This is a genomic window from Bordetella genomosp. 8, from assembly GCF_002119685.1.
In the GTDB taxonomy this organism is placed as follows: Bacteria; Pseudomonadota; Gammaproteobacteria; order Burkholderiales; family Burkholderiaceae_B; genus Bordetella_C.
On the sequence record NZ_CP021108.1, the window covers coordinates 3,091,169 to 3,112,214 of the forward strand.

A 21,046-nucleotide genomic window follows, 5' to 3' on the forward strand; every position below is an offset into this window, starting at 1 on the left:
GCTTATCGGCTCGCGGTCCACCGCGCGCTCGGTTCCAATCTCGGTGCTAGACCGCGCCGGCGCCGCGCAGGCTGGCGATCTGGCCGTCGTCCAGGCCCAGCTTTTCGCGCAGCACTTCGTCGGTATGCTCGCCCAGCAGCGGCGGCCGGCCCACCCGCGGATCGTCCATGCCGTCGAAACGCAGCGGCACACGCAAAGCCGGAAAGCGGCCGATCAGCGGGTGTTCGAATTCCTGCACCATGCCGCGCGCGGCCACGTGCTCGTTGGCCAATACCTCGTCCACCTGCAGGATGGGGCCGGCGGGCACGCCCGCCGCATCGCAGCGGCGGCACAGCTCGTCCCGGTCCAGCCGGCGTATCGCCTGCTGCAGGCCGGCCATGATTTCCTCGCGCCGCGCCAGGCGATCGGCATTGCGCGCCAGGGCGGGGTCGGCGGCCCAGGCCTCCAGGCCCAGCAGGTTGCAGAGCGGCGCCCAATGCTGGTCGCTGCCCGTGATCTGCACCCATTTGCCGTCCGCGCACATGAATGCCGCCGACGGGATGCGGCCGGGATGCTCGGTGCCCAGGCGCTCCGGCACCTCGCCCAGCGTGAACCAGCGCGCGGCGGCGAGGGACAGCAGCCCCACCTGCCCGTCGAACATGGAAAAGTCCACGTGGCAGCCCCGCCCGGTCTTCTCGCGCCCCGCCAGGGCGGAAAGGATGGCAATGCATACCCACAGGCCCGAGCTCAGGTCCGCCACCGGCAGGCCTGGCTTGACCGGGCCGCCCCCCCGCTCGCCGGTCAGGCTCATGATGCCGCACATGGCCTGGAACACCGTGTCGTAGCCCTTGCGCTTCGCATACGGACCGGTTTCCCCGAAACCCGTGCAACTGACGTGGACCAGGCGGTCGTTCAGTGGCGCGAGCGCCGCATGGTCCAGGCCGTATTTCTTCAGTGTCCCGACCGGAAAGTTTTCCAGCAGCACGTCCGCCTGAGCCGCCAGGCGCCGCACCACGTCCTGGCCTTGCGCGGAACGCAGGTTGACCGTGATCGAACGCTTGCTGCGATTGAAGGCCATGTAATAGGCCGACACCCTGCCCCCCTCGCCCTGCACCACCGGTTCGAAATCGCGCGTCTCGTCGCCGCTGCCGGGCTGTTCGACCTTGATCACCTCCGCGCCCAGTTCCGCCAGGATCATGGACGCGAATGGACATGCCAGCACGCGCGACAGGTCCAGGATGGTGATGCCTTCCAGCGGTCTCATGCCTTGTCCTTGCGAAAGCCGCGCATCATGACGTTGGCGTCGCGGCCGACTTCCAGCGCCTGGGCCAGGCCCAGGTCGGCCGCGCGGTGGAAAGCGCGCTTGGTCGTGGCCATGGCGATGGGACTCCAGCCGGCTACCTTGCGCGCCAGTTCCAGGGCCGTGTCGACGACCTGTTCATCGGGGACGACGCGGTTGCACAGGCCCCAGGCCTTGGCCGCATTGCCGTCCAGCGGCTCGGCCAGCGCGACCAGCTCGAAGGCCTGCTTGCGGCCCAGCTGGCGCACGAGATTGGCCATCACCACCGCGGCGACGATGCCGTGCTTGAGTTCCGGGTAGCCGAAGCGCACGGTTTCCGACATCACGCACATGTCGCAGGCGATGGCCAGGCCGGCGCCGCCGCCCAGGGCGTTACCGCGCACGGCCGAGATCACCGGCTTATTCATCTGCGAGAACACCAGGTGCAGGCTGGTGGTCAGGTCGGCGCGGGCGCTGACCGCCTGTGGATCCTGAGGAGTCAAGGCGGAGAACTCTGTGGTATCGGCGCCCGCGCAGAACGATTTGCCCGCGCCGGTCAGCACCACGGCATTGATGCCGTCGGCGCGGTCGGCGTCGCGCAAGCCGTCCAGCAGCTCCTGGGTCAGGCGCGTATTGAGGGCATTGTGCTTCTCCGGTCGGTTCAGCGTCAGGATGCGTACCGCGTCGCGGTCTTCGATGAGCAGGTGTTCCATAGGGTTTGCCAGTGTGGTCCTCGGTCGGTATGCCGCCGGTCTCGGGTCTAAGGTCTCGGGTCTTTCCGCGTCGGGAAGGTGGCGGGTTCAGCGGGCCATGGCGTGCAGCCTTTCCGTGGCCTGGGCCAGCTCGCGCACCAGGCGCTCCATCACGGCGGCCGCTGGCTCGATGCGCGAAACCAATCCCGCCGATTGTCCGAGCTCCACCTTGCCCCATTCGACATCGCCATCCAGCGCCGCCTGCTTGAGCGTGCTCTTCTTGAACAGGGCCAGGTATTCGTCCTGGTCCACGCGGTCGCGCTCGGCGTCGAAAATCGCCTGCGCGAATGCGTTGCGCAGGCCGCGTATCGGCAGGTCGCGGCGCCCCACCAGGGCGGTGTCGTGGACGTCCGCTGCCAGCACCGCCGCCTTGTAGTTGGCGTGTACGGTCGCTTCTTCGGTCAGCAGGAATCGCGTGCCCAGCTGCGCGGCGTCGGCGCCCAGGGCCAGCATGGCGGCAATGCCCCAGCCGTCGGCCACGCCGCCGCTGGCGATCACCGGGATCGACACTTCCTGCAGGACGCGCCGCACGGTAACCAGGGTGGTCACCTCGCTGGCCGGTGGATGCCCGCCGGCTTCGGCGCCCACCACCACCAGGGCATCGACGCCCGCCGCCGCGGCCTTGCGGGCGTGCTCCAGCGAGGCAACGACGTGTATCCACTTCGCGCCCATGTCATGGAACCTGGGCAGGTGCGCCTTGGGACTGCCTTGCGAGGCGATCACCACCGGCACGCGCCCGTTGTGCATTGCATCGAGAATCTCGGCGGCGCCCTGTCGATAGAGCGGAATATTGACCGCATAGGGTTTGTCGGTGCCGGCGGCGAGCTCGGCAAGCACGCGCACGAAGTCGTCCTGCCTCAACGGGCCGGCTGCCAGCACACCCAGGCCCCCCGCGTTGGAAACGGCCGCGGGCAAGGCGGCGCTGGACGAGGCCCAGCTCATGCCCGCCTGCACGATGGGATGCTCGATGCCGAGCAAGTCGGTGATTCTTGTGCGCATGGCCCTGGCTAAGGATCAAAGTAGTTGATAAACTAAACTAACTAGTGGACAAAATCAACTATCCGAGAAAGTCGGCATGAAGAAAACGGAGACAGCGGCGACGGACGCCGACATGGCCCTGCCCTTGGCCGGCGTACGCGTGGTCGACCTGACGTCGGCGGTGGTCGGGCCGTATTGCACGCAGGTTCTGGCCGACTATGGCGCGGACGTCATCAAGGTGGAAGAAAAGTCCGGCGACGTCATCCGCTGGATCTCCGGCAAGTCGCGCACGCCCGGCATGTCAGGCAAGTTCATGCACATGAACCGCAACAAGCGCAGCGTGTCGCTGGACCTGAAGCAGCCGGCCGGCCGCGATGCCTTGCTGAAGCTGGTGGACAGCGCCGATGTCTTCCTGCACAACATGCGCAGCGCCGCGGTGGCCCGCCTGGGATTGGACGCCGACAGCCTGCTGGCGCGGCGCGCCAACCTGCTCTATTGCGGCATCGTCGGCTTTGGCAGCGACGGCCGCTATGCCGGACGGCCGGCCTACGACTCCATCCTGCAGGGGGGCACCGCGCTGGCCAGCCTGCTGGCCGGTGCGGACGGCGAGCCGCGCTACGTGCCCTATGTCGTGATCGACCGCACCGCCGGCCTGATGGTCGCGCACGCGCTGCTGGCCGCCTTGTTCGCGCGCCAGCGCGATGGGCGGGGCCGGGTGATCGAAGTGCCGATGTTCGAAAGCTACGCGGGCCTGCTCCTGGGCGAGCATCTGTATGGGCATAGCTTCGACCCGCCCACCGACCGGCTGGGTGACCGGCGGCTGCTGGACGCCAATGCGCGACCGGTCCGCACGCGCGACGGACACGTCTGCATCACGACCAATACGGACGCGCAGGTGCACAAGCTGTTCGTCGCCCTGGGACGCGCGGATCTGGCGCAGGACGCGCGCTTCAGCACGTCGCTGGCGCGCATCGAGCATATTTCCGAGTTCTTCGCCATCCGCGCCGAACTGCTGGCGCGGCGCGATACCGATGAAGTCGTCGAGCTGCTGCTACGGCACGATATCCCCTGCATGCCTTGCCATACGCTGGAATCGCTGCTGGCCGATCCGCATCTGGGGGACGTCGGGCTGGTGCAACCGGGACGGCATCCGACGCAGGGCGCGATCCGGCACATCCGGCCGACGGTCCGCATGACGGGCTATGAACCGTCCGTACGGCTGCCCGCGCCGCACATCGGCGAGCATACCCGCGCGGTGCTTGCCGAACTGGGCTATGGACCCGAGCAGATCGCCGGACTCTACGACAGCGGCGCGGCGTACACCGCCGCCGATGCACCCCAGGGGCAAGAACCCATGACCACTCCGGAGACAAGAAAGTGATAAACCTGCAGCGCCGCCGGCTTCTGACCGCCGCCCTCCTGGCCACGGCCGCGCCTCTCGCGCGAGCCCAGGGCAGTTTTCCCGATCATCCGCCCCGCCTGATCGTCGGCTTCGCGCCCGGCGGCGGCAGCGATTTCATCGCGCGCGCCCTGGCCGCCGAAATCGCCGGTCCCCTGGGCCAGCCGCTCATCGTCGAGAATCGGCCTGGTGCCGGCGGCGCCATCGCGGCGCGCGCCGCCGCCACGAGTCCGCCGAACGGCTACACCCTGTTCCTGGGCAGCGCGGCGACGTTCGTGATCAATCCCGTGCTGATGACCGACCTGCCCTACGACGCGGAAAAGGATTTCGTACCGGTGGGATCGGTGGCGCGCTTCGACTACGTGTTGATGACGCGGCCCAGCCTGCCTTACAGGACGCTGGCCGACCTGGTTGCCCACGCGAAGCAGAAGCCGGGCGAACTGACTATCGGTTCCGCCGGCAATGGTTCGAACACGCATCTGGCCGCGGCGGCATTCCAGCAGGCAGCGGGCATCCAGCTGCGTCATATCCCCTACAAGGGCACCACGCCGGCCCTGACTGACCTGGCGGGCGGCAATATCGACCTGCTGTTCGACTCGGTGCCCACGGTGCTCAGCCTGGTGAAGTCCGGCAAGGTGAAGGGCCTGGCCACCACGGGAAATGCGCGCGAAGCGCTGCTGCCGGAACTGCCTACCGTGATCGAAGCCGGCGTGCCGGGCTTTACCGCGAGCAACTGGTTCGCGGTGTTCGCGCCGGCGCGCACGCCGGCCGAACTGGTGGACCGGCTCAATGCGGCGATGCAAAAGGCGTTGACGGGGGCGGCATTGCGCGAGCAATTGACGTCCACCGGCAACGTGCCATTGCCAGGCAGCCCGCAGGACCTGCGGGCGCTGGTAAACCAGGAGCGCGCTTCCTATACGAGACTGATCAAGACGTCCGGCATCAAGATCGAGTGAGCGCCGTCCAGGGCTAGCGCGCGGATACGTACTTGACGATTTCCTGCGACGCGCCGGTGGTCCAGGTATCGATCAGCGTCTTCACGCTGTCCAGGCGGACGCCGCCCTCGGCCTCCTGGTTATTGGCGATTTCCTTGCCGGTACCGCCACGCACCGCGGCATACAGCACTTCGCTGGTGACGCTGTCGGTCACCTGGGTCTCGATGGCGATCTTCGCGTCCTGCGGACGTCCGCCTTCAATGGCGGCCTTGGCTCCCGTGATCACCAGGCCGATCGGAATGTACTGGTATGGCGCCAGCGGCTGGGTCTCGCTGCCCACGGCCGTGATCGCGACACGGATGCGGGCCACGCCCGGTCCCGGCCTGTCCACCAGCCGCACCTGCTGGCCGAGCTTCTGCCGCAACGACGTATCGGCATAGGTCCGGATCTGCTCCAGCGTTTCGCGGGAGACATTCTCGGTGGGTTGCGGTTCGGGGTAGTAGGTCACCCGCTCCAGCAGGACGGCCTCGTAGCTGGCGGTCTGGAATTTCGGGTTCAGATAGGAAAGCCGCGTACCGCCGCCCGGCGCGCTGGTCTGATGCATTTTGGCGTATTCATTGCCCAGGAACCCGGATTCCTTGGGCGGCGTACCCGCGCAACCGGCCAGGACGATCAGTGTGGCGGCGAGGCCGCCTGCTTTCAGCATGTTCATGTACGACTCCTCCCAGTGTGGACGGATCGTATTGAACCACTGAAAAAGCGTTTCCGGCGGAATTAATGCATGGGTGGCAAGCCGCCCCGCCGGGCGGACCAGGGCGCCGATCAGGGCGCGGTTTCGGCCTCCGGCGTGGTCTTGCGCACGCCTCGGATATTGGTGATCGCCAGGCCCAGCTGCAGGGCGATCAGCGCGTAGGCGTCGTCATGCAGGCCCCAGGCGATCCAAAGCACGTTGCTCAGCAGAAAGACCCAGAAGCCGGCATTGCGGCGGTGCTTGCGCGAAGAAGCGACCAGCCAGGCGGCGGCCAGGGATGCCGCCATGGCGGGCCATTGCAGCAGATCGATAATTTCCAACTCCATGCCTGTTTTGCCTCGTTGATCCGGGCGGGAATTGCCCGTGCCCGCGTCAGTAGGCAAGCGGCGGGCCGCGGTCGGACGCCTCGGTCGCGATGGCCTTGCGCCCGCACGACCGAGTCCGCGTCAGGCGGCCAGGCGTGTCTCGTGTCGCGCGACCACCTCGGCCTCGTCGGCCAGCGCCTTCACCACGGACGGGCGTACTTCGATACGCCCCTTGTAGGCCATCAAGTTCTTCAGATGGCTTATGTCGGTGCCGCTGCGCTCATGCCAGAACGTGGCCCAGACATAGGCATCCAGCAAGGTGAACCGTTCGCCGGTCAGCCATGTGCGACCGTCCGCGAGCATGCGATCCAGGCGCGCATAGGCGGCGACCAACTTGTTGCGCGTCCACGCCGCGCCCTCCTCCGTCAGCAGTTTGCGCATCAGCGGGATATGCTTTTGCGCGATTTCCGTCGCAGTGAAGTTCAGCAGCGCGTCCATCTTGACCCGTTCAAGCGTGCCGTGCGCCGGCATCAGGCCAGAGCCGGGATGCTGGTCAGCGAGGTAGCTGCCGATGACGACGGTTTCGGCCAGCAGGTCATGGTCGGCGTTGTCAATCCTCAATACGGGCACATAGCCAAGCGGATTGACTTCAGCAAAGTCGTCGCCATTGGAGGTCGACTTGCCGGATACGTCGTAGTGGACAAGCTCGACTTCCTGGCCGCCGAGTTCGTTCAACACGACCTGGACGGCGAGAGAGCAAGTGGCTTTCGCGATGTAAAGCTTCATGTCGGTCCCTTTTCAATTTGACCGGACCGTTCCGATAACGCGTCCGTCATGGTTCGAGACTCTAATTAGATTTCAGATGAAGATAAATCCACAAAATAGAGTATCAGTGTCGCCAACACGGCGACAATTTGCATTCACCGGATTTTCACTCAAGCGGGCCTGAGCTGCTCGGCGAGGTGATCCAGGACCACCCGCGCTTTCGATGGCATGCGTCGCCCGAGTGGAATCAAAGCATGGACGGGCGGCCCGTCGACGTCGGACGCGGGCAACAGGTGCACCAGCCTTCCCGCATCGACGTGCGGCCGGGCCACGCGGTCCAGGATCTGTGAAACGCCCATGCCATGGATCGTGGCTTCCACCAACGCCTGGCCGTCGGCCAGCACCATCACCGGCGACGGCGATATCTCGCGCACGATCCCGCCATCCTGCACCGTCCACGGACGCAGGCGCCCGTTGGGCCCCCGAAAGATCACGGCATCATGGACGCTCAGTTCGGATACTGAGCGGATCGGCGCATGGCGCGCCAGGTACTCGGGCGCGGCATACAACCCCAGCCGCAGGTCGCACAATTTGCGCACGGTCATGTCGCTGTCGGCGGGCAGAATGCCGATGCGCACTACGATGTCCCAGCCCTCGCCCACCGCGTCGGACATGCGATCGGTCAACGCAGCTTCCAGGGTGATCCTGGGGTAGCGCTTGCGTAGTTCGGCGAAGCTGGGCAGCAGCAGGCGCCCGAAGCCGGCCGGCAGGTCGATGCGCACCCGCCCGATAGGCTCATCGCGCCGCGCCGCCAAGGCCAGCTCGGCGTCGCGCAGACTGTCCAGCGCCGTCTGCGCGGCCTGCAGGTAGGTTTCGCCATCTTCGGTCAGGCGCACCGCGCGCGTGGTGCGCTGGAACAGCCTGGTTCCCAGCCGGCGCTCCAGGCGCTGCACCGCCTTGCCGACGTTCGATTTGCTGGTACCGAGATTTTCCGCGGCCTTGGTGAAGCTGCCCGTCTGTGCGACGGCGGCGAATGCCGTGATCTCGGGTATGGCTGCGTCCGCACGTTCCGTCATTGTATCCACCGGAGCGACAAAGAAAGTCTTTTTCGCTAATTTATCAAATATATGGAGGAAGTCATACTGCGCCCGTCATCTACAAGACGAGGTGCGAAGCATGTTGACCAGAGAGCTGATCCGGTCGGGCGACTATCTGCGGCTGTATACCACCCTGCCCCACGCTTGGCGATGGCCACGCGAGCGCATCCTGCGCTCGCTCGAAGAGACGATGCGGATACGTCCTGACGGCGGCGATGTGTGGGTGTTCGGCTATGGGTCGCTGATCTGGAACCCGCTGCTGGACTTCCAGGCGCAGCAGGCCGCCGCGCTGGATGGCTGGCATCGAAGCTTTTGCCTGCGCATGGTCGTCGGCCGCGCCACCAACGAAACGCCGGGACGCATGCTGGCGCTGGAACCCGAAGGCCGCACCCACGGGGTGGTGTACCGACTTGCCACGCAAAAGCTCGAACAGGAGTTGCCGCTGCTGTGGCAGCGCGAAATGGTGTCCGGCGCTTACTTGCCAACCTGGCTGCCGGTCGACTTGGCGAACGGCCAGCGCGTGCATGCGCTGGTCTTCGTCGCCGATCGCCGACGCCCGCAATTCGAAATCGATTCGTCCGTCGCCACCGTCGCGCCGCTGATCGCGCGCGCATCGGGCGTGCATGGCAGCAATGCCGACTACGTCTTCAAGCTGTCTTTCGCGCTGGCCGACCGCGGCTGCACGGACGACTACGTGGAAGCGCTGGCCTGCGAGCTCAGGCGCATCGGTTCCCATATGCAACACGGCGCCGATCGGGCTCTCCCGTAACGGCCGTTTCCTTTCCCAGGAGTTCCCCATGACCATCCGACCCAGACCATTGTCGGTGCTGCTCGCCGCGCTATCCATTGCCGTGGCGGGCGGCGGCGCTACGTATTATCGCCACGGCATTGCCGGCGCACAGGCCGCCGCCGCGCCGGCCGCGGCAACCGAAGTCGACGTCGCCGCCGTTGTCAGCGAGCCTATCGTCGAGTGGCAAAGCTACTCGGGCCGGCTCGAAGCCATAGACAAGGTGGAGATCCGCCCGCTTGCGTCCGGCAGGATCGTCGCCGTGCATTTCGCCGACGGCGCGACGGTAAAGAAAGGCGATCTGCTGTTCACCATAGACCCGCAACCCTATGCCGCGGCGCTGGAGCGCGCCCAGGCCCAGGTCACGGCCGCGGAGGCGCGCGCGGCCTATGCATCATCCGAATTCGCGCGCAGCCAGCGGCTGTTGGCCGATAACGCGGTGGCGCGCCGCGATTACGAAGAGAAGCGCAATGCCTCGCTGGAAGCGAGCGCCGCGCTGCGCGCCGCCAGAGCGGCGGCCGATACCGCGCGCATCGATCTGTCGTATACGCGTGTGACGGCGCCGGTGTCCGGCCGCGTTTCGCGGGCGGAACTGACGATAGGCAACATCGTACAGGCGGGCGCCGCGACGCCCCTGCTGACCACGGTGGTATCGCAGTCGCCCATCTACGCCTCATTCGATGCCGACGAGCAAACCTACCTCCGTTACCTGCGCCAGGCCGGATCGTCGAAGACACCGGTCTACCTGGGCCTGGCGGACGAGGACGGCTATTCGCGCCAGGGCCGTATCGACTCGGTGGACAACCAACTGGACGACCGGTCCGGCACCATCCGCGTGCGGGCTCGGTTCGACAACGGCGACAACGCTCTGCTGCCAGGTTTGTATGCCCGCGTGAAAGTCGGCGCCGGCACGCCACGCCAGGCAGTGCTGATCAACGAAGCAGCGATCGGCACGGACCAGGCCAAGCGCTTCGTGCTGGTAGTCGACGATGCCAACCTGGTGCGGTACCGCGAGGTCGAGCTGGGCAATGAACACGACGGCATGCGCGTCGTCACGGCCGGCCTGCAGCCGGGCGAACGCGTGGTCATCAAGGGCATGCAGCGGGTGCGCCCCGCCGAGCCCGTGCGGCCGCGCCTGGTCGACATGACCGATGGCAAGCCAGTCGCCACCAACACAAACCCGAAGCAACCCGTAGGCAGCGAGCCCGTGACGACGCTCGCGCGGAGCCCATCATGAATATCTCGAAGTTCTTTATCGACCGGCCCATCTTCGCCGGCGTGCTGTCGGCGGTCGTGGTGCTGGCTGGCCTGATCGCCTTGAAGATGCTGTCCACCGGCGAATACCCGGAAGTCGTGCCGCCTTCCGTCATCGTGCGGGCGCAGTATCCCGGCGCCAACCCGAAAGTGATCGCCGAAACCGTGGCCGCACCCATCGAGGAGCAGATCAACGGCGTGGAAAACATGCTTTATATGCAATCGCAAGCCAATAGCGACGGCAACATGACGACGACCGTGACCTTCAAGCTGGGCACGGATCCCGACAAGGCGCAGCAGTTCGTACAGAACCGGGTAACGCAGGCCCTGCCCCGCTTGCCAGAAGACGTGCAGCGCCTGGGCGTGAGCACGGTGAAGTCCTCGCCCACGCTGACCATGGGTGTAAGCCTGTTTTCGTCGAACGGCCGCTATGACCTGACCTATCTGCGCAATTACGCGCTGATCAACGTCAAGGACCGCCTGGCGCGCATACCGGGCGTAGGCGAAGTCGTGATGTGGGGCTCTGGCGATTACGCAATGCGGGTCTGGCTGGATCCTTCCAAGGTGGCGGCCCAGCATCTGACGGCCAACGAGGTCGTCAATGCCATTCGCGGGCAGAACATCCAGGCGGCAGCCGGCAGTATCGGTGCTTCGCCCATGCCGGCCAATGTCGCCATGCAGTTCAACGTGAATGCCCAGGGCCGGCTGAAGACGGAAGAAGACTTCCGCGGCATCATCCTCAAGACATCGACCGACGGTGCGGTGGTGCGTCTTTCCGACGTGGCGCGCGTCGAATTGGGCGCAGCCGAATACGCACTGCGTGCGATGCTGGACGACAAGCCTGCCGTGCAGCTGATCATCTTCCAGCAGCCCGGCGCCAACGCCCTGCAGATATCCGACGACGTGCGCGCCGCCATGGAGGAGCTGAAGGCCGACATGCCGGAAGGTGTGGATTATGGCGTGAAGTACGATCCCACGCGCTTCGTGAGGGAGAGCATAGACGCCGTCATCCACACACTGCTGGAAGCCATCGTGCTGGTCGTTATCGTGGTGGTGGTGTTCCTGCAATCCTGGCGGGCGTCGCTGATCCCGCTGCTTGCGGTGCCGGTTTCCATCGTCGGCACATTCTCGTTGCTGCTGGCCTTCGGGTTCACTATCAATGCCTTGTCGCTCTTCGGAATGGTGCTGGCGATCGGGATCGTGGTGGACGATGCGATCGTGGTGGTGGAAAACGTCGAACGCAATATCGCGAACGGCTTGTCCGCGCGGGACGCCACCTACAAGGCCATGCAGGAAGTCTCCGGTCCCATCATCGCGATCGCGCTGACGCTGGTGGCCGTGTTCGTACCGCTGGCGTTCATGTCCGGCCTGACGGGCCAGTTCTATAAGCAGTTCGCCATGACGATCGCGATCTCGACCGTGATCTCTGCATTCAATTCGCTGACCTTGTCGCCCGCGCTGTCGGCCATCCTGCTGAAGAGCCACCATGCGCCCAAGGACAGGTTGACGCTGCTGATAGACCGTGTGCTGGGGCGTTTCTTCGCGGCCTTCAACAAGATATTCCACCGTGGTTCCGATGCTTACGGCCGCGGCGTGGGCGGCATCATCAACCGCAAGATGGCCATGCTGCCCGCCTACGGCGTGCTGCTCGGCGCCACCGCGTTGCTGGGCCACGTCGTGCCAGGCGGTTTCGTACCCGCCCAGGACAAAGACTATCTGGTCAGCATCGTCCAGCTGCCCAACGGCGCATCCCTGGAACGCACCGAGGCCGTCGTACACGAGATGAACGAGATTGCCATGAAAGTCCCTGGCGTGGTGAACGTCCCGTCCTTTCCCGGGCTGTCCGTCAATGGACTCACCAATTCCTCGTCCAGCGCGCTGGTGTTTTCCGTGCTCAAGCCGTCCAGGGAGCGGTCGCCGGAAGAATCCGCGGATGCCATCGCCGCCGCATTGAATGAGAAGTTTGGACAGATCAAGGGCGCCACGATCGCCACCTTCCCGCCGCCCCCGGTTTCCGGGCTGGGCACGGTGGGTGGCTTCAAGCTGCAGATCCAGGACCGTGGCGCGCTGGGCTACGAGGCGCTGAACGACGCGACCCAGGCATTCCTGAAGGCCGCGGCCAAAGAGCCTGCGCTGGGACCGATGTTCACCAGCTACCAGATCAATGTGCCGCAACTCGATGTCGATCTGGATCGTGCCAAGGCCCGGCAACTGGGCGTGACGGTGGCCGATGTCTTCGACACCATGCAGATTTACCTGGGTTCGCTTTATGTCAACGATTTCAACCGCTTCGGCCGCGTTTACCAGGTACGCGCGCAAGCCGATGCGCCCTTCCGCGCCTCGGCGGAGAACATCGGCCAGTTGAAGACCCGTAACGCGCATGGCGACATGGTGCCGTTGTCTTCGCTGCTCAAGGTGAAGCAGGCCTACGGCCCCGAAATGGTTGTTCGCTACAACGGGTTCACCGCGGCGGACATCAACGGCGGCCCCGCGCCCGGCTATTCCAGCGGACAGGCGCAGGCCGCGGTCGAGCGCATCGCCGCTGAAACGCTACCGCGCGGGATCAAGTTCGAATGGACTGACCTGACCTATCAGCAGATCCTTGCCGGCAACGCGGCCCTGTGGGTATTCCCCATCAGCGTTCTGCTGGTGTTCCTGGTCCTGGCCGCGATGTACGAAAGCCTGACACTGCCGCTGGCCATCATCCTGATCGTCCCCATGAGCATCTTGTCCGCCCTGGCCGGCGTGTGGCTGACGCGCGGCGACAACAACATCTTCACGCAGATCGGCCTGATGGTGCTGGTGGGCCTGTCGGCGAAGAACGCCATCCTGATCGTCGAATTCGCCCGCGAACTCGAGATGCAGGGGCGGACCGCCATCAAGGCCGCGATCGAGTCCAGCCGGCTGCGCCTCCGTCCGATCCTGATGACCTCGATCGCTTTCATCATGGGCGTCGTACCGCTGGTGGTGTCCACGGGCGCTGGATCGGAGATGCGCCGCGCCATGGGCATCGCGGTGTTCTTCGGCATGCTGGGCGTGACGCTGTTCGGCCTGTTGCTGACGCCAGTGTTCTACGTCCTGCTGCGACAGTTGACCGGCAACCGGCCCCTGCACTCCGCCACGCCTCATGTAGCGCCCATCACGGCACCGGAACGAGCGGCCGCGTCGCCTGCCCTGAGCCTGCCGCAAGCGGCTTCGCCCGGCACCGCGCAAACCTGAGCGACCTATCGATCATCCAGTTGGAGCCTGATCATGAATCCGACAATTGCGAAACCCATGCACAAAACTGTAGCGGGCCAGCCGCGGCGCCTGATCGGCGCCATCTCGAGCCTGCTAGCCGCAATGCTGGTGCTGGCCGGCTGCTCGGTCATGCCTGCCTATGAACGGCCACCGGTGGAAACGCCGCCCGCGTACAAAGAAGCGTCCGCGACGCTGGCCGGAGCCGAGTCCAGCCTGTGGAAATCGGCCCGGCCGGCTGAGCACATCGCCCGCGGCGACTGGTGGGCCGTATTCGAGGACGACGAGCTGGACGCCCTGGAACGACGCGCCGGGCAGGCCAATCAGGACCTGAAGGCCGCCGCCGCGCGCTTGGACCAGGCGCGTGCCCTGGTGAAGGACGCCCGCGCCGGTCTGTATCCGCGTGTGGATGCCGGCGTTGGCGCCACGCGCCAGCGGCCGTCTCCCGCGTCGCAGGGTCTGGCGGACGACGGCGATACTCAGGCCTCGACGCTTTATCGTGCGCAGGTCGGCGTCTCGTATGAAGCCGACTTGTTCGGCCGCGTCGCCGCGACGGTGGATGCCGCCACGGCGGACGCTCAGCGCGGAGAGGCGCTGTTCCATTCGGTGCTGCTGGCCCTGCAGGCCGATGTGGCCCAACAGTACTTCCAGGTACGCGAACTGGACGCCGAGGCTGCCCTGTTCCAGCGCACGCTGGAGTTGCGTAGCCAGTCCATGCAGCTGGTGCAGCGGCGCTTTGACGCCGGCGACACAAACGAAGTCGACGTGGCGCGCGCCGCATCCGAGCTGGCGTCCGCGCAGTCCGAGGCACTGGCTATCGCCCGCCGCCGTGCGGTGGCCGAGCACGCGCTGGCCGTCTTGCTGGGCCACACTCCCGCGGAATTTTCCCTGCCGGGGCGGCCGATGACGAGGGTCAGGGTAGCCGTGCCCGCCGGCCTGCCATCTGCGCTGCTGGAACGCCGGCCCGACATCGCCGCGGCGGAACGTGCGATGGCGGCCGCGAATTCACGTGTCGGCATGGCCCGCGCGGCCTTTTTTCCCAGCCTTCGCTTGACAGGTGCGCTCGGCTTCGAGTCCGGCCAGTTGGGCGACCTGTTCAACTGGTCCAGCCGCACCTTCCTGCTGGGACCACTGGTGGGGACCGCGCTGAATCTACCCTTGTTCGACGGCGGACGCCGTCAGGCCGGCGTCGATCGTGCCCGCGCGAGCTATGAGGAGAAGGTTGCCGACTATCGTGGAACGGTACTGAACGCCTTCCGCGAGGTGGAGGACAACCTGGCCAACCTCCGCATCTTGGGAGACCAGGGCAAGGCGCAGGACGCCGCGGTGGCGGCATCCGAACGGGCGGCGCGGCTGTCGCATACGCAATACCGCGAAGGTTCCATAAGCTACTTCGACGTAATCGACGCGGACCGCACGGTGCTGCAGCAGCAGCGCACGGCCGTCCAGCTGGACGGCGAGCGCGCACGCTCCACCGTCAACCTGATCCGGGCGCTGGGCGGTGGCTGGGCGTCGTGACCGGGGTAGTCGCGGCTTATCCGGCTCATTGAACGGTTACGATAGGCCGCGCAATGGTAAGAGTGCGTACGAGGAGCAGGAAATTTTGTGTTGGGCGAAACTGCAATGACGGCGACGAGATTCCAGGGCGTCATCTTCGACATGGACGGCCTGCTGCTGAACACGGAAACGTTGGCCGTGCGGGCGCTGGAGGCGGCCGGCCAGGAGATCGGCGTCGATACCCCGCGCGAGTTCTGCGTGTCCTTGATCGGTTCACCCGCCGATGTCTGCCGCCGCCTGCTGCTGGAACGGTGTGGCGGCGATGCGCCCGCGGACGCCCTGTTCAGCGCCGCGACGACCCATCTGCATGGCTTGATCGACGACGGGCTGCTGGAATTGCGACCCGGCGCGGAAGCGCTTCTGCACCATCTCGACCGACGAGGCCTGCCGCGCGTGGTGGCCACGTCGTCATCGCGCGAAAAAGCCGCCCACCACCTGACGGCGGCGGGGATTCTGGACCGCTTCGACGCGGTCGTCACGCGCGACGACGTCGCGCGCGGCAAACCGCATCCAGACCTGTATCTGGACGCGGTGGGCAGGCTGGGCATCGCGCCGTTTCGCTGCCTGGCGCTGGAGGACTCCTACAACGGGGTGCGGGCCGCTCATGCGGCCGGCGTGCCCGTGATCATGGTGCCGGACGTGCTTGCGCCCACGGATGAGATGCGGGCGCTCTGCCTGGATATCCTGCCGGATTTGCGACAAGTCATTCCGCTCCTGGATGGCTATTCCGCCGGAACCGCGGAGGACGCCTCCGCCGCGGCAGGCTGCCCGCGCTGATGGCACACAGGCATGCCCCATGCTGCGTTTTCGGCTCATGCATCACCCAGGAGCCAACGATGACGCATCCCCAGAACGCGAACACGGGCGATACCGACGCCCAGGCGGACGACCGTTCACGCGAGAACCAGCGCAGCCATGACGACGGCCAGAACCGCACCAAGAAGGACGGCCATGCGGATCAGCTCGGCACCGGGCAGGACCAGACCAGCAGCCGGCAACATGGTCAGGGCGCGCGCCGTCCCGGGTAGCAGGGTCGGCCGCCATTAAGCGCGTTTCCGCGTCTTGCATCCATCGTGGACGCAAGACGCGCCTGCTTCCCACGGCGCGCGCTGACGCGTGAGGTTCCCGGGCTCGCCCGTGGGGCCCGCGCTTGATCGAAATCAATGACGTCTCATGGGCGCGGATGGAAACTTGCCATGTTCAGCAAGGAGACAGCCCATGAACACCGAATCGTACGACATCAACCGCATGGCATCCCTGATCCTGCATTTTGTGCTGGGCCTGGGCGCCAGCACGGACGACGCGCTGCGCGCGCTGCGGCTTACCGAGCGGATGCTGCGCGACGCCTGCGAGCAGAGAGCATCATGAGCTGCGTCCTCATCCCTATCGACGGCTCCGACAATGCGCTGCGCGCCTTGAACCACGTCGTCCAGCACAAGAAGATGTACGAACCGCTGAACGTGCAGATCCCCATCATCTCGGGGTCGGTGCGCCAGCACAAATGCGACCAGATCGTCATGGGCTCGCGCGGCCTGGGCACGACGGCCGGCCTGTGGCTGGGATCGGTCACCACCAAGACGCTGCACCTGGCGCAGGTTCCCGTCACCATCGTCAAGTAGCCGCGCGCATGGAAGCGATGCGTATGGAAGCGATGGTCCTGCGTGCGGCCGGCCAGCCCCTGGTACTGGAGTCGCGCCCCTTGCCGCAGCCCGGCGCGGGCCAGGTGCGTATCCGCATCGAAGCCTGCGGGATATGCCGCACGGACCTGCACGTCGTGGACGGCGAACTGCCCCACCCCGCGCTGCCTGTCGTTCCCGGCCATGAGGTGGTCGGCATCGTCGACGCGCAAGGCCCCGATGTGATCGCCCCCGCGCTGGGCATGCGCGTCGGGGTGGCCTGGCTGGCCCATACCTGCGGACATTGCCCCTATTGCGGCCAGGGCCAGGAGAACCTGTGCGACGCGCCATTGTTCACCGGCTACACCGTCGATGGCGGCTTCGCCACCCATGCCCTGGCTGACGCCAACTTCGTATTCCCCTTGCCCGACGATGCGGACCCCGTGGCGACCGCGCCGCTGATGTGCGCCGGCCTGATAGGCTGGCGCTCGCTGCGGGCGGCGGGAAACGCCAGTCATGTCGGCCTGTACGGCTTCGGCGCGGCCGCCCATATCCTGGCGCAGGTCTGCTGCCGGCAGGGTCGTAGCGTCTACGCCTTCACACGGCCCGGAGACGATGCCGCCCAGGCGCTGGCGCTGTCCTTGGGCGCGGCGTGGGCCGGCGGCTCGGACCAGATGCCGCCGCATGAGCTCGATGCGGCCATTATTTTTGCGCCGGTGGGCGCCCTGGTCCCCACGGCGCTGGCCGCCGTGCGCAAAGGCGGCCGCGTCGTGTGCGGGGGAATCCACATGAGCGACATTCCGTCCTTTCCCTATCGGCTGCTGTGGGAAGAGCGGCGGATCGTATCGGTCGCCAACTTGACCCGCGAGGATGGCGAGGAATTCCTGCGGGTGGTCGCGGCGGCGCCGATAAAAGTGCACACCACCACTTATCCCCTGGCCGACGCGAACCGCGCGTTGGCGGATCTTCGCGGAGGCCGCCTGGTGGGCGCCGCGGTGCTCGTTCCGCCGGGGCCTTGAGCGGTTCTCGGGCGCGCGCGGATCGCCACGGTGTGGCGTACGGCGCGAACGTCACGCGACCGCGTCGCGGACGGCATGCGCGGCACGGTCCGGATACAGCAACACCGGCCGGTCCGCGATGCGGATGAAGGCTTCGGCGACGCTACCCAGCAGGATCCGCCGCACGCCGCGCCGGCCATGCGTGCCCAGCACCACCAGATCCGCGTTGATGCCGCGCGCCGCCTCCAACAGGCGCTCGGCGACGGTGTCGTCGACTTCGCTGCCGTGGATCAGGTGCGACTCGACCACCACGCCGGACTTCGCCACCGCCGCGGTGGCATCGTCCAGGACCTTGCGCGCGTCCGATTCGACGGCGCTGGCCAAGGCCGCCGGGTCGTAGACCAGCGACGTGTAGTAGGCGCTGGGGTATTCCGCCACGCAGATCGCGTACAGCGCGGCGCCTTCCGACGCCGCCAGGCGGGCTGCATGCTCAACCGCGGCGCTCGCGATCCTGCTGCCGTCCACGGCAACCATGATTTTCCGGTACATGAGGGACTCCTTGGATCCTTGACGGGGGAGTCCCTATGCTGCGCCGCGAGGCCGCGGGGCTCCGTGACCTGAGTCAAGGCTTATCGTCGTCCGCGATGTCCGCAACGCCCGCAACGACCGGAACGCTCGCAACGACCCGCACCTTTCGCGGCGGCGACATCGCGACCGTTCAGGCGCCGGGCGCCCGCGCCCGGTGGCAGTCCCGCAGCAGGTCCCATATCTCGTCGACCACCGTGGCGCCGCCGGCGCGGGCCGCGCGGTACAGGGACACCGGGACATCGACCGTGGGCAGGTCAGGTCCCGCGACCACCAGCGCGCCCGTCGCCAGCTCTCGCGCGATCAGGCGTTCCGGCAGCCAGGCCATGCCCATGCCGGCCAGCGCCATTTCCTTGATGCCGGCGACGAAGCCCGATTCCTGGACGATGCGGACTTCGTACCGGTCCATCAGCGGCGGCAGGCAGTGCTTGTACAGGATGGCGCCCATGAAGCTGGGCGCGGGATAGCCCAGCAGCCGCAGCGCCCGCCCCGGCTGCGGCGCGTGCGCCGGGACGCCCGACGGCGTGGCCGCGCTGACGGCGATCAGCCTGTCGTGGCCCAGCTGCATGCGTTCGGTGTGCGGCATGGTGGCTTGCAAGGGGGTATCGGCTTCCAGGCACAGCAGCAGTTGCGCTTCGCCCGACGAAAAGCGGGCGATGCTTTCGGGGCGATCCTCGGCATCCACGCCAAGCTCGACAGCGGGCGCTTCGCGCTGCACCAGCCGCAGCAATTCCGGCAGCCAGGTGATGGTCAGGGTGTGCTGCGCCGCCACCCGCACGCGCCGGACGCCCCGCTGCTCGGCCTGTATGCGGTTGCGCAGTTCGGTGGCCTGCATCAGCAACGCGCGGAATTCGTGCGTATAGCGCTCACCCACCGGCGTCAGCCGCAGGCCGGCGCTGGCGCGGTCGATCAACTGCACGCCCAGCCAGTCCTCCAGCATCTGGATGCGGCGCGAGAACGCCGGCTGCGTGATATTGCGCATCGCGGCGGCTCGCGAGAACGTGCCGGCATGCAGCAAGGCGAGAAAATCTTCGAGCCAGATCAGCTTCATTTATCCAGGCCCTTATGCAAAAAAAGCATGGGCGCCGGAAAATATAGCATTGGGCGGCTCTCCGGGCTGTCCGTTACTCTCGCCCTTCCCTTATCTCTTCCCGGGATTCCCACCATGATGCATCTCGCCGCCTATCCCCGCGTACGCCTGGGCCACTTTCCCACGCCGCTGGAGCCCATGCCCAACTTGTCCCGTCACCTGGGCGGGCCCAACCTGTACATCAAGCGCGACGACTGCACCGGCCTGGCGACGGGCGGCAACAAGACCCGCAAGCTGGAATTCCTGGTCGCCGAAGCGCTGGCCCAGGGCGCCGATACCCTGATCACGCAAGGCGCCGTGCAGTCCAACCATGCGCGCCAGACGGTGGCCGCGGCCGCGCGTTTCGGCATGGACTGCAAGATCCTGCTGGAGCAGCGCGTCAGCGACGGCGGCGAGGACTACGAGGAATCGGGCAACGTGATGCTGGATCGGCTGATGGGCGGCGAAATCTCCGCGCGCCTGCCCTCCGGTACCAATATGCAGCGGGCCATGGAGGAACTGGCGGCGCAACTGCGCGAGCGCGGCAAGAAGCCCTACGTGATTCCCGGCGGCGGCTCCAATCCGGTGGGCGCGCTGGGCTATGTGGGCTGCGCCCAGGAACTGCTGACGCAGTCCTTCGAAATGGGCCTGCGCATCGACACCGTGGTGCATGCGACCGGCAGCGCCGGCACCCAGGCCGGCCTGGTCACCGGGCTGGCCGCCATGAACAGCGGTATCCCCGTGATGGGTATCAGCGTGCGCGCGGCGCAGGAGCAACAGATCGAGAACGTGTGGAAGCTGACACAGGCCACGCGTGACTATATGGGCCTGCCCACCAGCTCCGTGCGGCGCGAGGACGTGCTGGTGGACGCCGGCCACGTCGGCGCCGGCTATGGCGTTCCCACCGAAGGCATGGTGGAAGCCGTCCGCCTGGCCGCGCAGCTGGAAGGCATCCTGCTGGATCCGGTGTACTCGGGCAAGGGTATGGCTGGCCTGATCGCCCAGATCCGCGCCGGCAAGTTCGGCAAGGACCAGAACGTGGTCTTCGTCCACACGGGCGGGTCGGCGGCGCTGTTCGCCTATCGTTCGACCTTCGACGGCCGCAAGGGCTGAGCGCCCTGTGGGCAGCGATCGGGCTGGCGGTGGCAGTCTGCCCGCGCCGCGGCCCGCGATCCGGGCGGGCACTTCAGGCGGGCACTTCAGGAGGACACCTCAGGCGCGCGCCGCTTCGCCCTCCTGGTCCGCCGGCCGCACCAGCAGCACCGGAACGGGCGCGGTGCGCACCACCAGTTCCGCGTCGCTGCCCATGACCAGGCGATTGATGCCACGGCGGCCATGGGTGCCCATCACGATCACGTCGGCCTTCCAGTCCCTGGCATGGTCGACAATGATTTCGGAAACGCGGCGGCCGTCGCATTCTTCCAGGTGGCAATCGCATGCCACGCCCTGCGCTTCCAGGACATGCCTGGCATCCGCCAGGATGCGGTGGCCGTTGCGCAGCATGGAAGGCAGCATCTGATGCACGTAGATTTCCGGCCGTTCGAACCCGTTGGTGTACAGCAGCGTATCCAGGATGTGGATCAAGCGGATCTTGCCTTCGCTTAGCCGCGCCAGCCGGATGGCCTGCTCCAGCGCCCTGTTGCTGGTTTCGCTGCCGTCGACCGGCACCAGGATTTTCTTGTACATCGTCGCTTTCCTATCGT

At 66.5% G+C, this 21,046-nt stretch carries 22 protein-coding genes; 12 read left to right on the top strand and 10 right to left on the bottom strand.

The genetic code is table 11. The features are described 5' to 3' along the window. Positions 1-46 precede the first annotated feature (46 nt). The 3 genes from CAL12_RS14055 to CAL12_RS14065 form a co-directional block, all read right to left on the bottom strand. Complete coding sequence (locus tag CAL12_RS14055; protein ID WP_086065011.1) at positions 47-1,243, bottom strand: CaiB/BaiF CoA transferase family protein; 1,197 nt, start codon at positions 1,241-1,243, stop codon at positions 47-49. Beyond that, positions 1,240-1,971 (bottom strand): enoyl-CoA hydratase/isomerase family protein, encoded by a 732-nt coding sequence (locus CAL12_RS14060; RefSeq protein ID WP_086065012.1) that lies wholly within the window; start codon positions 1,969-1,971, stop codon positions 1,240-1,242. The genes CAL12_RS14055 and CAL12_RS14060 overlap by 4 nt, the downstream gene beginning before the upstream one ends. Positions 1,972-2,058: 87 nt before the next feature. Further along, complete coding sequence (locus tag CAL12_RS14065; protein ID WP_086065013.1) at positions 2,059-3,009, bottom strand: NAD(P)H-dependent flavin oxidoreductase; 951 nt, start codon at positions 3,007-3,009, stop codon at positions 2,059-2,061. Between the two features lie 76 nt (positions 3,010-3,085). On the opposite strand from CAL12_RS14065, the gene CAL12_RS14070 reads away from it, so the two are divergent. Together CAL12_RS14070 and CAL12_RS14075 are read left to right on the top strand one after the other, a co-directional pair. Beyond that, on the top strand, positions 3,086-4,369 hold the full coding sequence (locus tag CAL12_RS14070; RefSeq protein ID WP_086065014.1) for a CaiB/BaiF CoA transferase family protein: 1,284 nt from the start codon (positions 3,086-3,088) through the stop codon (positions 4,367-4,369). After that, positions 4,366-5,343: a Bug family tripartite tricarboxylate transporter substrate binding protein gene (locus CAL12_RS14075; RefSeq protein WP_086065015.1), complete on the top strand. Its 978-nt coding sequence runs from the start codon at positions 4,366-4,368 to the stop codon at positions 5,341-5,343. Before CAL12_RS14070 ends, CAL12_RS14075 begins: the two co-directional genes overlap by 4 nt. Positions 5,344-5,356: 13 nt before the next feature. Here CAL12_RS14075 and CAL12_RS14080 read toward each other — a convergent pair whose 3' ends face one another. From CAL12_RS14080 to CAL12_RS14095, 4 genes are all read right to left on the bottom strand, one after another. Continuing rightward, positions 5,357-6,034, bottom strand: a complete 678-nt coding sequence (locus tag CAL12_RS14080) for a DUF3313 domain-containing protein (RefSeq protein ID WP_086065016.1) — start codon at positions 6,032-6,034, stop codon at positions 5,357-5,359. A 110-nt stretch (positions 6,035-6,144) separates the two neighbouring features. Continuing rightward, positions 6,145-6,399, bottom strand: a complete 255-nt coding sequence (locus CAL12_RS14085) for a hypothetical protein (RefSeq protein ID WP_198298242.1) — start codon at positions 6,397-6,399, stop codon at positions 6,145-6,147. A 120-nt stretch (positions 6,400-6,519) separates the two neighbouring features. After that, complete coding sequence (locus tag CAL12_RS14090; RefSeq protein WP_086065017.1) at positions 6,520-7,164, bottom strand: glutathione S-transferase C-terminal domain-containing protein; 645 nt, start codon at positions 7,162-7,164, stop codon at positions 6,520-6,522. Positions 7,165-7,313: 149 nt separating this feature from the next. After that, positions 7,314-8,219: a LysR family transcriptional regulator gene (locus tag CAL12_RS14095; protein ID WP_086065018.1), complete on the bottom strand. Its 906-nt coding sequence runs from the start codon at positions 8,217-8,219 to the stop codon at positions 7,314-7,316. Between the two features lie 100 nt (positions 8,220-8,319). Here CAL12_RS14095 and CAL12_RS14100 point away from each other — a divergent pair, with 100 nt between their 5' ends. From CAL12_RS14100 to CAL12_RS14135, 9 genes are all read left to right on the top strand, one after another. Continuing rightward, positions 8,320-9,009 (top strand): gamma-glutamylcyclotransferase, encoded by a 690-nt coding sequence (locus tag CAL12_RS14100; protein ID WP_086065019.1) that lies wholly within the window; start codon positions 8,320-8,322, stop codon positions 9,007-9,009. Between the two features lie 28 nt (positions 9,010-9,037). Beyond that, on the top strand, positions 9,038-10,264 hold the full coding sequence (locus CAL12_RS14105; protein ID WP_086065020.1) for an efflux RND transporter periplasmic adaptor subunit: 1,227 nt from the start codon (positions 9,038-9,040) through the stop codon (positions 10,262-10,264). Further along, positions 10,261-13,500, top strand: coding sequence for an efflux RND transporter permease subunit (locus CAL12_RS14110; protein WP_086065021.1), 3,240 nt, complete (start codon positions 10,261-10,263; stop codon positions 13,498-13,500). The genes CAL12_RS14105 and CAL12_RS14110 overlap by 4 nt, the downstream gene beginning before the upstream one ends. 57 nt (positions 13,501-13,557) lie before the next feature. After that, the gene (locus CAL12_RS14115) at positions 13,558-15,036 is read left to right on the top strand and encodes an efflux transporter outer membrane subunit (protein WP_086065022.1); all 1,479 of its coding nucleotides are present in this window, start codon (positions 13,558-13,560) and stop codon (positions 15,034-15,036) included. 105 nt (positions 15,037-15,141) lie between these two features. Further along, complete coding sequence (locus CAL12_RS14120; protein ID WP_086065023.1) at positions 15,142-15,852, top strand: HAD family hydrolase; 711 nt, start codon at positions 15,142-15,144, stop codon at positions 15,850-15,852. Between the two features lie 59 nt (positions 15,853-15,911). Continuing rightward, positions 15,912-16,103 (top strand): hypothetical protein, encoded by a 192-nt coding sequence (locus CAL12_RS14125; RefSeq protein ID WP_086065024.1) that lies wholly within the window; start codon positions 15,912-15,914, stop codon positions 16,101-16,103. A gap of 190 nt (positions 16,104-16,293) precedes the next feature. Further along, a complete protein-coding gene (locus tag CAL12_RS28490; RefSeq protein ID WP_157792988.1) occupies positions 16,294-16,443 on the top strand; it encodes a hypothetical protein in 150 nt (49 codons plus the stop codon). Next, positions 16,440-16,694 (top strand): universal stress protein, encoded by a 255-nt coding sequence (locus tag CAL12_RS28495; RefSeq protein ID WP_157792989.1) that lies wholly within the window; start codon positions 16,440-16,442, stop codon positions 16,692-16,694. Before CAL12_RS28490 ends, CAL12_RS28495 begins: the two co-directional genes overlap by 4 nt. 23 nt (positions 16,695-16,717) lie before the next feature. Then, entirely contained in the window at positions 16,718-17,710 is a 993-nt protein-coding gene (locus CAL12_RS14135) for a zinc-dependent alcohol dehydrogenase family protein (RefSeq protein ID WP_086065026.1), read from the top strand. Between the two features lie 51 nt (positions 17,711-17,761). Here the strand turns inward: CAL12_RS14135 and CAL12_RS14140 are convergent, their stop codons facing one another. After that, the gene (locus tag CAL12_RS14140) at positions 17,762-18,238 is read right to left on the bottom strand and encodes a universal stress protein (protein WP_086065027.1); all 477 of its coding nucleotides are present in this window, start codon (positions 18,236-18,238) and stop codon (positions 17,762-17,764) included. Positions 18,239-18,407: 169 nt separating this feature from the next. Continuing rightward, positions 18,408-19,325, bottom strand: a complete 918-nt coding sequence (locus tag CAL12_RS14145) for a LysR family transcriptional regulator (protein WP_086065028.1) — start codon at positions 19,323-19,325, stop codon at positions 18,408-18,410. A 114-nt stretch (positions 19,326-19,439) separates the two neighbouring features. Here CAL12_RS14145 and CAL12_RS14150 point away from each other — a divergent pair, with 114 nt between their 5' ends. Beyond that, positions 19,440-20,456 carry a D-cysteine desulfhydrase gene (locus tag CAL12_RS14150; protein ID WP_086065029.1) on the top strand — a complete coding sequence of 339 codons (1,017 nt, stop codon included), beginning with the start codon at positions 19,440-19,442 and terminating at the stop codon, positions 20,454-20,456. Positions 20,457-20,555: 99 nt separating this feature from the next. Here CAL12_RS14150 and CAL12_RS14155 read toward each other — a convergent pair whose 3' ends face one another. Beyond that, positions 20,556-21,029, bottom strand: coding sequence for a universal stress protein (locus CAL12_RS14155; protein WP_086065030.1), 474 nt, complete (start codon positions 21,027-21,029; stop codon positions 20,556-20,558). Between the last annotated feature and the right edge of the window lie 17 nt (positions 21,030-21,046).